General features: G+C 70.3%; 11 protein-coding genes. 3 read left to right on the top strand and 8 right to left on the bottom strand.

The genetic code is table 11. The annotated features are described in order from the left end of the window. Window positions 1-41: 41 nt before the first annotated feature. Window positions 42-656, top strand: coding sequence for a TetR family transcriptional regulator (locus ACGFIV_RS11275; protein ID WP_358547538.1), 615 nt, complete (start codon window positions 42-44; stop codon window positions 654-656). An 11-nt stretch (window positions 657-667) separates the two neighbouring features. On the opposite strand, the gene ACGFIV_RS11270 is transcribed toward ACGFIV_RS11275, so the two are convergent. Genes ACGFIV_RS11270 through ACGFIV_RS11255 form a run of 4 tightly spaced genes read right to left on the bottom strand, consistent with a single transcriptional unit; the run spans window position 668 to window position 4,580 of the window. After that, a complete protein-coding gene (locus tag ACGFIV_RS11270) occupies window positions 668-1,732 on the bottom strand; it encodes an ABC transporter ATP-binding protein (protein ID WP_358547540.1) in 1,065 nt (354 codons plus the stop codon). Beyond that, entirely contained in the window at window positions 1,729-2,502 is a 774-nt protein-coding gene (locus tag ACGFIV_RS11265) for an ABC transporter permease (RefSeq protein ID WP_358547542.1), read from the bottom strand. Before ACGFIV_RS11265 ends, ACGFIV_RS11270 begins: the two co-directional genes overlap by 4 nt. Then, entirely contained in the window at window positions 2,495-3,433 is a 939-nt protein-coding gene (locus tag ACGFIV_RS11260) for an ABC transporter permease (RefSeq protein WP_392834050.1), read from the bottom strand. The genes ACGFIV_RS11265 and ACGFIV_RS11260 overlap by 8 nt, the downstream gene beginning before the upstream one ends. Before the next feature lie 13 nt (window positions 3,434-3,446). Then, window positions 3,447-4,580: a spermidine/putrescine ABC transporter substrate-binding protein gene (locus ACGFIV_RS11255; protein WP_358562325.1), complete on the bottom strand. Its 1,134-nt coding sequence runs from the start codon at window positions 4,578-4,580 to the stop codon at window positions 3,447-3,449. A 153-nt stretch (window positions 4,581-4,733) separates the two neighbouring features. Here ACGFIV_RS11255 and ACGFIV_RS11250 point away from each other — a divergent pair, with 153 nt between their 5' ends. Then, window positions 4,734-5,849, top strand: a complete 1,116-nt coding sequence (locus ACGFIV_RS11250; RefSeq protein WP_392834045.1) for a hypothetical protein — start codon at window positions 4,734-4,736, stop codon at window positions 5,847-5,849. A 492-nt stretch (window positions 5,850-6,341) separates the two neighbouring features. After that, window positions 6,342-7,298: an SIS domain-containing protein gene (locus ACGFIV_RS11245; protein WP_392834042.1), complete on the top strand. Its 957-nt coding sequence runs from the start codon at window positions 6,342-6,344 to the stop codon at window positions 7,296-7,298. A 48-nt stretch (window positions 7,299-7,346) separates the two neighbouring features. Here ACGFIV_RS11245 and ACGFIV_RS11240 read toward each other — a convergent pair whose 3' ends face one another. The 4 genes from ACGFIV_RS11240 to ACGFIV_RS11225 are packed head-to-tail and all read right to left on the bottom strand — an operon-like array spanning window position 7,347 to window position 11,965. Then, window positions 7,347-7,937 carry an ATP/GTP-binding protein gene (locus tag ACGFIV_RS11240; RefSeq protein ID WP_358560649.1) on the bottom strand — a complete coding sequence of 197 codons (591 nt, stop codon included), beginning with the start codon at window positions 7,935-7,937 and terminating at the stop codon, window positions 7,347-7,349. Continuing rightward, window positions 7,918-8,277, bottom strand: a complete 360-nt coding sequence (locus ACGFIV_RS11235; RefSeq protein ID WP_344949401.1) for a DUF742 domain-containing protein — start codon at window positions 8,275-8,277, stop codon at window positions 7,918-7,920. The genes ACGFIV_RS11240 and ACGFIV_RS11235 overlap by 20 nt, the downstream gene beginning before the upstream one ends. Beyond that, window positions 8,277-8,699 (bottom strand): roadblock/LC7 domain-containing protein, encoded by a 423-nt coding sequence (locus tag ACGFIV_RS11230; RefSeq protein WP_358560651.1) that lies wholly within the window; start codon window positions 8,697-8,699, stop codon window positions 8,277-8,279. The genes ACGFIV_RS11235 and ACGFIV_RS11230 overlap by 1 nt, the downstream gene beginning before the upstream one ends. A gap of 23 nt (window positions 8,700-8,722) precedes the next feature. After that, complete coding sequence (locus ACGFIV_RS11225; RefSeq protein WP_392834165.1) at window positions 8,723-11,965, bottom strand: nitrate- and nitrite sensing domain-containing protein; 3,243 nt, start codon at window positions 11,963-11,965, stop codon at window positions 8,723-8,725. Between the last annotated feature and the right edge of the window lie 27 nt (window positions 11,966-11,992).

The raw sequence follows: 11,992 nt of genomic DNA, 5'->3' as shown, positions 1-11,992 counted from the left end.
TTAGACTCCAACTTCAACAACGGGGCACAGGGGAGGCTGGAATGAGCTCGCGCAAGAGCCGGGCGGACCGGCGGGTGGACCTCATCGAGGCCGCTCGACGGGCGATCCTCCGTCACGGCACCCAGGGCGTTCATCTCACCCACGTGGCCGAGGAGGCCGGGCTGACGTCGGGCGCGGTGCTCTACCACTACCCCGACCTGAGTGAGCTGCTGGTGGAGGCCCACCACGCCGGGATGGAGCGGTTCTACGAGGTGCGCGTCAAGCGGGTCGCACGGCTGAGCGACCCCGCGGAGAAGCTGGTCGTCACGATCCGCTCGGGCCTGCCCGTCGGGCCGGACGACCCGGGCGTGCGGCTGCTCAACGAGCTCGGCGGCGCGGCTGCGCGCAACCGGGTGTACGCCGTGCTGCTCACCACGCTCTACGACCGGCAGGTCGCGATGTACCAGTCGATCCTGGACACCGGCTCGGCGCTTGGTGTCTTCAGCCTCACCGGCGACTCGGTGGTGATCTCGCGGAACCTGGTGGCGCTGGAGGACGCCTACGGCTACCGCATCACCGCCCGCCACCCGGTGATCGGTCCCGACGAGGCGGCCGAGAACATCCTCAGCTACGCCAGGACCGTCACCGGCCACGCGCTCGAATCCGCCGCTCACTGACCCCACGACCGTCACCGGGCGATCAGTACCGCGTCCGGTGCGGACCAGCCGAGGCCGACCTCCGCGCCCGCGCGCACGCGGGTCGGCCCCTGCGCGGCGACCAGGATGGGCCGGACGTGGCCGGGCACCCGCACCGCGATGTGGGACACGCCCCCGTAGAAGCTGACGTCGGCCACGACCCCGCGCAGGATCCCGTTCTGGACGAGCCTGATCGACTCCGGCCGTACGCCGGCCAGGGCCGGGGCGCCGGCGGGGAGCCCTCCCTCGGCGGGAAGCAACCCGAGACCGGGCACCGATAGGCCGCCGCCGGCGGCGGTCCCCTCGAACAAGTTGTTGGCCCCGATGAAGTCCGCCACGAACGGCGTGCCCGGCCGCTCGTACAGCCGTACGGGCGCGTCGATCTGCTGGACCCGGCCCGACTCCAGGACGGCGATCCGGTCGGCGAGCGACATCGCCTCCTCCTGGTCGTGGGTGACCACGACGAAGGTGATGCCGACCTCGTGCTGGAGCCGCTTGAGCTCCAGCTGCATCTCGGCGCGGACCTTCTTGTCCAGCGCGGACAGCGGCTCGTCCAGCAGGAGCAGCCGGGGGCGCTTCACGATGGCCCTGGCCAGCGCGACCCGCTGCCGCTGCCCGCCCGAGAGCTGGTGGGGACGGCGGTTCGCGTGGTCGCCGAGGCCGACCGTCCCGAGCACCTCCTGAACCCGTGACCTCACCTCGCCCCGCGCCAGGCCCTCGCGCTCCAGTCCGTACGCGACGTTCCTGGCCACGCTCATGTGGGGGAACAGCGCGTAGGACTGGAACATCAGGTTGACCGGGCGGCGGTGCGCCGGGCGCGACAGCAGGTCGGCCCCGTCGAGGGTGACCGAGCCGCGGTCGGGCGACTCGAACCCGGCGAGGATGCGCAGCAGCGTGGTCTTGCCGCAGCCGCTCGGGCCGAGGAGGGCGAAGAACTCGCCCTGGCGGATGTCCAGGGTGACGTCGTCGAGGGCGACGACGTCACCGAACCTCCGGGAGACGCCCTCGATGCCCACAAGCGTCTGGGGTGCGGCGGGCGCCTCGGGAAGAGCACTCATGTCAAGGACTCCGTCAGTCGGGTCATCCGCTGGGCGACGATGATCACGGTGAAGCTCACCGCGAGCAGGATCGTCGCCAGCGCGTTGATCTCAGGGGTGACCCCGAAGCGCACCATCGAGTAGATGACGATGGGCAGCGTCGGCTCGGTCGGGGCCGCGGTGAAGAAGGCGATCACGAACTCGTCCAGGGACAGCGTGAACGCCAGCAGCGCGCCGGCGGCGATGCCGGGCGCCAGGGTCGGCAGCGTGATCCGGGTGAACGTCGTCAGCGGCGACGCGCCGAGGTCGCGGGACGCCTCCTCCAGCGAGGTGTCCGCGTGCGTCAGCCTGGTCCGCACGACGGCGGCCACGAACGCCATGCCGAACACCGTGTGGGCCAGGATGATCGAGTGGAGGCCGAGCGTCATCTTGACGGCGGCGTAGAAGACCAGCAGGCCGATGCCGACGACGATGTCGGGCAGGATCGCGGGCAGCAGGCCGAGCGCGTCCAGCAGCCGTGACCGGGTGTGGCGCGCCATCCCCACGGCCAGCAGCGTGCCGAGCACCGTCGACAGGACGGTGGACCCGACGGCGACGATCAGCGTGTTGACCAGGCCGGTCCTGATCATCTCGTCCCCCGCGAGCTCCCCGTACCACTTCAGGCTCACGCTCTCGAAGACGTACGGCGACTTGCCGGAGTTGAACGACATCACGACGAGCACGATGATCGGCGTGTAGAGGAAGACGTAGGTGGCCCAGAAGGGCACGTAGATCAGCCGGCGCCTAGGCACGACGGCCCTCCGACCCGCCGTACACGCGCGACGCCCAGGCCTGCAGGAACAGCAGGATGATCAGCACGGCGATCACCGCGAGCGCGAGCGTCGAGCCGAACGGCCAGTCTCGCGCCTTGAGGAACTGGTCCCTGATCAGGTTGCCGACCATGATCGAACGCCCGCCGCCGAGGATCTCGGGGATCACGAAGTTGCCGAGGCAGGGCACGAAGACGAAGACGCATCCGGTGAGGACTCCTGGCACGGTCAGCGGGAGCGTCACCGACAGGAACGTGCGCGCCGGGCGCGCCCCGAGGTTGGCCGACGCCTCGCGCAGCTGCGGGTCCAGCCGCTCGATCGCCGCGTACAGCGGAAGGATCATCAGAGGCAGGTAGGAGTAGAGGAGGCCGGTGACGATCGTGCCCTCGTTGTAGAGCAACTGGATCGGCTTGTCGATCAGGCCGATGCCGGTGAGGGTCTCGTTCACCAGGCCGGGCCCGCTGAGCAGGATGACCCAGGCGTAGACCCGGATCAGGAAGTTGGTCCAGAAGGGCATGACGATGGCGATCAGCGCGATCGTCTTCCATTTGCGCGGCAACTGGGCGATGACGTAGGCCGTGGGGTAGCCGATCAGCAACGCGACCAGCGTCGTCACCGCGGCGGTCCTCACCGAGCTGACGACGATGTCGAGGTAGAGCGGGTCGAACAGGCGGCTGAAGTTCTCCGGGGTCGCCTCGTAGACCACCCCGCCGAACCGACCCCGCTGGAAGATCGTGTAACTGAGCACGAGCGCCAGCGGGACCAGCAGGAAGACGATCAGGTAGCCGAGCCCCGGACCGAGGAACGCCAGCCTGGCGCCCGCTGTCGCGAGGGCACGGGACCGGCGTGGTGACCGGCCTGAGGAGGGGCCGGTCACCACGCCGGGTCGTGCGATGTCGTGCTTCGTAGTCAAGTCGGAACCGTCGCTACTTTTGCGCCGAGATCTCGGTGGCGAGACGCGTGTACTTGGTGGAGTCCTGGCCCAGGTCGATGATCGACTCGCCCTTCAGCAGCTCCGCCGGGGTCATCTGCAGCGGCGTGTTCTGCTGCAGGAGCTTCTTGTCCTTCTGGGCCACGACGTCCATGGCCGCCTTGTTGGGCACCTTGTAGAGGATGTTCTCCGCCACCCAGCTGTGGACGGCCGGGTCGAGGATGTAGTTGATGAACGCGTGCGCCGCCTCCTTGTTCTTGGAGGACTTCATGATCACCATGGTGTCCGACCAGAGGTCGCTACCTTCCTTCGGCACCACGAACTTGATCTTCGGGTTGGTGGTCGGGCACCAGCCGTCCCACGCCTCCACCATCGCGGCCTCACCCTTGTCGAGCTTGGCGCCGAACGTGACGTCGTCGTAGAGCATGCCCCACTGCTTGGCCTTGACCAGCAGGTCCTTGGCCTCGCCGAGCTGCTTGTCGTCGGTGGTGTTGATGGAGTAGTTCAGGTACTTCAGCGCGGGCAGGGCGAGCCACCGCTCGGTGGTCATCATGGTGACCTTGCCCTTGAGCTCCGCCGGCGGGTTCAGGATGTCGTTCCAGCTGGTCGGCGGGGTCTTCACCAGGTCGCTGCGGTAGCAGATGCCCGTCGTGCCCCAGGTGTAGGGCACCGAGAACTTGTTGCCCTTGTCGAAGGACAGCTGCGACGCCTCGGGGTACAGGTTGGCGAGGTTCGGGATGAGCTCCGGGTGGAGCGGTTCGAGCAGCCCCTGCTCGTTCAGCGCCTGCGCGTACTGGCCCGAGACGAATCCCACGTCGACGCCGCTGTCGGCGTTGGTGGCCAGCTTGGCCATCGCCGCCTCGTTGGTGTCGTGAAGGGCGATCTTCACGTCGACGCCGAGCTTCTCTTTGACCTTGGCGGGAAGGTCCTTCGGGCTGTAGTCCGGCCAGATCGACACGGTGAGCGACTGCTTGCTCAGGTCGGCGTTGGGGTTCAGCTGGTCGGCCGTCGCGTTCGGCGCCGTACCGTCGGCGCTGGTCGTGCTGCCACCACACGCGGACAGGGCGAGCGCAAGACCGGCGGCGACGGCGGCAGCCGGAAGACGACGGGTGTACCGGGTTCGGGACACGGCCGCTACTCCTTAGGTTCTGAAGGTTCTGTGGTACGAGAAAGACCGCAGTGCCTGACCTTCGCACGGCAGACCAAAGCAGGAGTGTTGCAGCCCATATCAACATGAGCAAGACTTTCCCGGACATTGTTAGCTCGTAGTTTGGTTGTTGAGTTGAATCTGAGTTCAACAGATCCAGATGGGGTCGCGACTCGCGGGTGGCCACCCGTCGCCGGTGACGGCGCGACCGCGCGACTCGTCGCGGCGCTGTCGCGAAACACGCGCCCGCCGGGGGACTATACGGTCCTCCGGTTCCACCCGCTGCCTCCGATCAGGCCCACCGCGGCCGAAAGGGGCTTCGACGTCGACCAGACCAACCACTCGGTCGTCGTGGACGAGTCGGTGGTGGTCAAGTGGCTCACCCCGCCCCTTCCGCTGCCCCAGCCCGCCCCACAGTTCTTCGCCCACCTGACGGCGGTCGGTTTCACCGAGACGGCCCTGCCGTACGCCGCGCTGTCGGAGCGGTCCCCCGGCGGGGACGAGATGCTGGTCGCCCTGGTCACCGGCTACCTGGCAGACGCCAGTGACGGCTGGGAGTGGTGCGTGGACGAGGCGGTCGCCGGGCGCACCGCGTTCGCCGCCGAACTCGGGCGGCTCGCCGCCGACCTGCACGTGGCGATGGCCACCCCCTCGCCCACCTTCCCCGACGCCGTACGTACCGCCCACCCGGGCGCCGAGTGGCTGGCGCGCGCCGAGAAGGCCCTGGGCGAGGCGCTGGAGCTGACGGGCGGTGAGGACGGCGCCTGGCTGGCCGAGCGCGCCGTCGAGCTGTCCCGGCGGATCGCGCCGCTCGGCCGCGTGGGCGCCACCCCGCTGATCCGCATCCACGCAGACCTGCACGTCGGCCAGACACTTCGCTGGCGGGACGGCTACGCCGTGATCGACTTCGACGGCAACCCCACGGTCACCGGAGCCGACCCCTTCCAGCCGGCGGCGCGCGACCTGGCGCAGCTCAGCACCAGCCTCGAACACGTAGCCCAGGTGGCGATCATGCGAAGGGACGCCGATCCGGCCGGGGCCATCCTGTGGGCCTCCACCGCGCGGGAGACCCTGGCCTCGGCCTACCGCGATCGCCTGGCCGCACGGGACATGTCCGCGCTCCTGGACGAGTCACTGCTCGGCCCCTTGGAGATCGAGCAGGAGTGCCGCGAGCTGATCTACGCCACCCGCCACCTCCCCCGCTGGCGCTACGCCCCCATGGGAGTGCTGCGCAGCCGCTTCCCCCGATAGGGCCGTCCTCGCGTACGGCCTTCGCCGCGACGCCTGGAGCCAGGCAAGGGTGCCACCCCGGAGAGTGGAACACTTACCTGGCACTCCGGCGCGGGAGGCCTCCGATATGTCGTTCGGATACGCCACCAATTCCCGTACTTGGTGCAGTATGCCTCGGCCGAACCGAAGGGTCCCGTCCGTGAGCCTGCACCCGGTCGCCGCGCTCGCCACGGAGCCTGTACCCGCGACGCCTACGGAGAACGAGACGAGGGCCAGGGACGAGAGCGCGATCGCTTCACGGAGCACGAATTACCTTTCCGAAGGCGCTCAACTCGATGCGACAACGATATGGACAGTCAAAATCGTGTCAGGAATCCGGTCCCCGAATAACGACCCCAAGGCGCCGCGTATTAATCCGATCACAATGGCTGAACGGCGAAAAGCGCGCCCATTCGAATCACCCGGCTCTACTTTCCATTCACCGAGCGATACGAACCTCACAAGGAGAAAGAAATGAACCCCGAGCTGTACCTCGCCGATCTTGAGGCCAAGCCGGCGGCGCTGGAGGCGCTGGCCGGGGTGCTGGAGGCGGGAGACCCGTTCGCGGGGGTGCCGGAGGGGGTCCGGCGGGTGGTCTTCCTCGGCATGGGCAGCTCGCGGTACGCGGCGGGCGTCGCGGCGCTGCGGCTGCGCGCGGCGGGGGTGGACGCGGTCGCGGAGTACGGCTCCGCGGCTCTCGGGTACCCGCCCGCTGACGACACGCTGGTGGTCGCCATCTCGGCCACCGGAGGGAGTCGCGAGACCCTGGACGCGCTGGCGCGCTACCGCGGCAGGGCTCCCATCCTCGCCCTGACCAACACCCCCGGCTCGGCCGTCACGGAGGGCGCCCGCCTGGTCGTGGAGATGGCTGCTGGCGAGGAGCGCGGCGGGGTGGCCTGCCGCACCTTCCAGCACACGCTGGCGCTGCTCCTCGCCCTTTCGGCGCGGCTCACCGGCGCCAAGGCCGATGTCCCCGGGCTCCTGCGCCGGTCCGCCGACGCCACCGCCGACCTGCTGGACCGCAGGGGCGCCTGGCTGGCGGACGCGCTGACCCTGCTCGACGGGCCCCACGGGGTCTACACGATCGCGCCCGCCGAGCGGCTGTCCTCGGCCGAGCAGTCGGCGCTGATGTTCCGCGAGGGCCCGCGCCGGCCCGCCGACGCCGGCGAGACGGGCGACTGGGCGCACGTGGACGTGTACCTCACCAAGACCCTCGACTACCGGGCGATCCTGTTCCCCGGCTCGCGCTACGACGAGCAGGCCATGGACTGGGCGCGGCAGCGGGGCTCGACCGTGCTGGCCGTGGGCGGGGAGATCGAGGACGCCCATGCGATCAGGTACGCGGGTGACGACGATCCCGACGTGGCGCTGCTGACCGAGACCCTGGTCGCCGAGCTCGTGGCCGGAACGTGGTGGGCCGGCGCTCGATGAGCTCCGGACCGTGGTCCGGTACGGCGGCGCGCCGTACCGGACCGGTGGTCAGTTCGTGTGGCCGTACGCCGACCTGACGGTCAGCACGTACTCCACGAGCGTGATCAGTGTCGACTTGACGGCGTCCCTGGAACGGGCGTCGGTGCGCACGATCGGGATGTGCGGGGCCAGTGTGAGCGCCTCCCGGACCTCCTGCTCGACGTGCGGGTAGTGCCCGTCCCAGCCGTTGATGCCGACCACGAACGGGAGCCCGGCCTCCTCGAAGTAGTCGATCGCCGGGAAGCAGTCGGCCAGCCGCCGCGTGTCGACCAGCACGACCGCGCCGATGGCGCCCCTGACGAGGTCGTCCCACATGAACCAGAACCGGTGCTGCCCCGGAGTGCCGAACAGGTAGAGGATCAGGTCCTGGTCCAGCGAGAGCCGGCCGAAGTCCATCGCCACCGTGGTCGTCGTCTTGTGCGGTGTCAGACCCAGGTCGTCGATGCCCGCGCTGGCGTCGGTCATGACCGCCTCGGTGGTCAGCGGGAGGATCTCCGACACCGCCCCCACGAAGGTGGTCTTGCCGACGCCGAAGCCACCCGCGACGACGATCTTCGTCGACGTGAGCGCGCCGCCACGGCTAGAGCCTGCGAAGTCCACTGAGAACCCTTTCGAGCAGGTTGTGGTCTGGTTGTCCCTGGTTAAGCCGCGGCAGATGCAGGCGAACCAGACCTTCGTCGGCCATATCGGCGATCAGCACGCGGGCCACGCCGAGCGGGACCCGCAGCAGTGCGGAGATCTCGGCGACCGAACGGACGGAGTGGCAGAGCACGATGATCGCTTCCTGCTCGGGAGTGAGCAGGGACAAATCATCGCTCATTATGGGGGCCGATGAGACCAGAGTTTCCATCGCGAGGTGGTAGCTCGGCTCGGCCCGGCCCCCGGTGACGGCGTACGGACGGAAGAGAGGCTCGTCCTCGGTCCCGTCACCCCCGAGCATCACCGGATCCTGGAAGTCTGCAACTCAGCGCGGAGGGCAGGAGTGAGCACCTGACCCGCACGCTCCACCAGCAGCGTCATCTGGTACGCGACCAGACCCATGTCGCAGTCGGGCGAGGCCAGCACGGCCAGGCACGACCCGTCGCTGATGGCCATGACCAGCATGATGCCGTGCTGCATCTCGACCACGGTCTGCGTCACGCCTCCGCCGTCGAACACGCGGGACGCGCCCAGCGTCAGGCTCAGCAGCCCGGCCGCGACCGCGGCGAGCTGGTCGGCCCGGTCCGGCGGGAACCCCTCGGAGTTCGCCAGCCGGAGGCCGTCGGTGGAAACCACGACCGCGTGCGCGACGCCTGGTGTTCCGCTGACGAACTCGGTGATCAGCCAGTCGAACCTGCGTGCCTCGTGACTTAGCTCAATCACGAGCCCTCCTCATCAGTACGGCGTCAGTCAATCCGGGGTTGGTCGTTGTCGGGATTACGGGAGCCGGTGTCCGAGATGTCGGCCCGGCCCCGCTGGATCCCCTGCTGGAAGCGCGACATCCGGGCACGGACGAGATCGGCGGACACGTCCGGGCGCGGCGCGGGCGCCGCTGCGGGCGTGGACGGTGCCACCGATCCCGGCACAAGGTTGGCCTTCGGCGTCCTCTTGGGCAAACCCGATGCGGTGATCCCCCCCAAAGAGGGATCGACCACCGCGTCCGCCGCCTGCCAGCCGCTGTCGGCGGTGGACTCCCAGGTGCCGCTCCCGGAAGCATCGCGTGAGGCTTCCGGGGCCTGCGGAGCGCTCTCCACGGGCCCCGGCTGACCGGATCCCGTCGCGGGCCCCTGCGAGCCCGGTGCCTCCGTGGCGGCGATCTCCTGTGCGTCGGGACGGCGGAACCACGCCGACTCGACCGATGCGAAGATCGGCAAGAATTCGTCCCCTCGTTCCAGCGGCGACTCGTGACTGCCCGTCGGCGAGTCCCCTGTCCTGCTGTTCTCCCACCTCTCGGCGCCCTGGCCCGCCGGAGGCGCAGGTGCGGGACCCCGGCCGGCGGGAGCCCCCGATGCCGTGCCCCACGGCGAGAAGGATCCCCGATCCCCTACCGGGCCCGTCGGCGGGCTCGCGGGTCCCGTGGAAGGTGCCGCGGGAGCCCCGGCGTACCCGGACGGCTCCGCATGGCGTCGTACCGGCCCAGCCGACGGCCCGGTGGATGGCCCAGCCGACGGCCCAGTGGACGGCCCGTTCGACGGCCCGTTCGTGCCCGTGGCCGAGCCGGGCGACCTGGAGGGCAGCCCGTTGGGCGGGGCCGAGGACCCGGGTGACCTCGGACCGGTGGACGGCCCCGTCGGCCCCGTGGACGGCCCGACCGGGCCGAGGCCGGGGCCGCCGCTCGGGCCGACCGGCCCGAGGGGCCCGGTGCCCGGACCCGAGAGGCCCATGGCCGGGGAGTACGCCGGACCGGTCGCCCCCGGCACCGGACCGGTCGCCCCCGGCACCGGCCCGGTGTACCCGGACAGGGGCCCGGTGGGCGCGGGGTCCCCGAACGCTCCACGCGGCCCGGGGCGCGCCGGCCTCGCGCCGTTGAAGGCGGGCGAGGCTCCGGTCCCGTTGAACTCGGCGAACGTGGGAGACGACCCGTTGGAGACCGGCTCGGCGGGAGCCTCCCCCTGCGCGCCCCGCTGGGGCTGCACGGGCACCCGCCCGGCCGCCACGCTGATGAGCTGCGGCGGGAAGAGCACCATCGCGATGAGCCCGGCCGAGTCGCCGCGCCGCAGCTGGACGCGGATGTTGTGGCGCAGCGCGAGGCGGCCGACCACGAACAGGCCCATGCGGCGGGACACCGAGACGTCCACCACGGGCGGGTCGGCCAGCCTCCGGTTGACCTCGGCGATCTCCTCCGGCGTCATGCCGATGCCCGAGTCGCTGACCGCGAGCAGGGCGCCGCCTCCCTCGATCATGCTGCTCGACACCACGACCTTGGTGTTGCCCGGCGAGAAGGCCAGGGCGTTCTCGACCAGCTCGGCGACCAGGTGTACCACGTCGTTGGCGGCGTGCCCGGCGACGGCGGAGCTCCTGTGGACCTTGACGCTCACCCGCTCGTAGCCCTCGACCTCCGACAGCGAAGCCCGCACGACGTCGACCAGCTTGGCGGGCTGGCTGCGCTTGCGAGTGGCCTCGTGGCCCGCGAGGACCAGCAGGTTCTCACTGTTGCGGCGCATGCGGGTGGCCAGGTGGTCGAGCTTGAACAGGTCGCCCAGGCGTCCGCCGTCCTGCTCGCCGCGCTCCAGGCCGTCGATCAGCGAGATCTGCCGCTCGACCAGCGTCTGGATGCGCCGCGAGAGGTTGACGAACATCGCGTTGACGTTGCCGCGCAGCTGCGACTCCTCGGCGGCGAGGCGCAGGGCCTGGCGGTGGACCTCGTCGAAGGCGGTGGCGACCTCACCGATCTCGTCGTGGGTGCCCACGATGATCGGCTGGACGTCCGGGGCCGCGGCGGCCTCGCCGGACTCCCGCATGCGCCGGACGACCGCGGGCAGGCGGAACCCGGCGATCTCCAGGGCCTCGGAGCGCAGCTTGCGCAGGGGCCTGACCAGCGAGCGGGCGATCAGGACCGTGGTCGCGAGGACCAGCAGGACCAGCGCGAGGATCAGGACCCCCGCGATGATCGCGTTGCGCCGTTCCCCGGATTCGAGAGCGGAGGCCCGGGCGGCGACCGAGGAGGCCACCCTCGTCTCCACCTGCTGGAGCAGCTGGATGGCCTTGGTGCTGTCGTCGAACCACTGCTTGACGGCCGTGCCGCGCCCGCCTGCCTCGCTCACCGGGAGGTTGCGGCTGGCCAGGGCGATGGCCCATGACTTCGTCAGCTCGGCCCGGATGACCTGGGTGCCACGGAGGGTCTGGGCCAGGAAGCGCCCGTTGTCGGCCCCGGCCTCGCCGTTGAACGTGGTCATCGCGGCCCGCTGCCGCGACCGCGAGGCGATGAACTCCTCAAGGGTGTCGGAGCTGAACCGGTCGCCGCGCGCCAGCGTGCCGATGAGCGTGCCGCGCTGCTGGGACGCCTCCTCCTTGGCGTGGGCCAGGGCGCTGAGGGCGCGTGAGTCGCCGATCAGCCGCGGGTCCTGGTTCGCCTGGCTGATCTCGTCGTGCAGGCGGAGCAAGGATGCCACCAGGTCGGTGTACTTCGCCGGCTGGCCGCCCTTGCGGATGACGGGCATGGTGTCGAGCCGGGTCGAGACCTGCCGGGCGTCCTCGACGGCGCGCACGCCGTACTCGGAGTCGATCTTCCCGAGGTCGTCGCGGACCTTGGCGATGCCGGCGTCCACGGCCTTGCGTTGGTCGTTGAGAGCGGCCCTCTGCTGGCGGGTCGTCTGGAACCAGACCGTCCTGTCGCGTTCCAAACCCAGTTCCAGGCTCAGATCGCGCAGGTGACCGGCGATCACGGCCCCGGCCGCGCTCCTCTGGTAGGCGGCGACGCTGTCGATCGACGACACCACGCGCAGTCCCGCCAGCAGCACGCCGACGACCGTGGGCACGAGGATGAGGGCCGTCAGGCGCGCGGACACCCGCCAGTTGCGGAGCGAGAACCGCGACACGCCGTCGCGGCCGTGCTGGGGGCCGGACCCGCCCTGCCCGCCCGTGTGCTTGCGCCGCTTCGCTCCCGAGCCCGTGCCGGTCTGGAGTGTGGTCTTGGTCCCGGCTTCCATCGTGCTCACCGCCACCCCCCGCGATCT

Origin of the sequence: Sphaerisporangium sp. NPDC049003, from assembly GCF_043197795.1 — a bacterium.
Classification (GTDB): domain Bacteria; phylum Actinomycetota; class Actinomycetes; order Streptosporangiales; family Streptosporangiaceae; genus Sphaerisporangium.
This window is presented reverse-complemented; position numbering and strand designations above follow the sequence as displayed.

Excerpts from the sequence above, each read along its gene's own strand:
- ACGFIV_RS11275 (WP_358547538.1), top strand. The coding sequence starts at position 42 with ATGAGCTCGCGCAAGAGCCGGGCGGACCGGCGGGTGGACCTCATCGAG.
- ACGFIV_RS11270 (WP_358547540.1), bottom strand. The coding sequence starts at position 1,732 with ATGAGTGCTCTTCCCGAGGCGCCCGCCGCACCCCAGACGCTTGTGGGC.
- ACGFIV_RS11245 (WP_392834042.1), top strand. The coding sequence starts at position 6,342 with ATGAACCCCGAGCTGTACCTCGCCGATCTTGAGGCCAAGCCGGCGGCG.
- ACGFIV_RS11235 (WP_344949401.1), bottom strand. The coding sequence starts at position 8,277 with ATGCTCGGGGGTGACGGGACCGAGGACGAGCCTCTCTTCCGTCCGTAC.
- ACGFIV_RS11225 (WP_392834165.1), bottom strand. The coding sequence starts at position 11,965 with ATGGAAGCCGGGACCAAGACCACACTCCAGACCGGCACGGGCTCGGGA.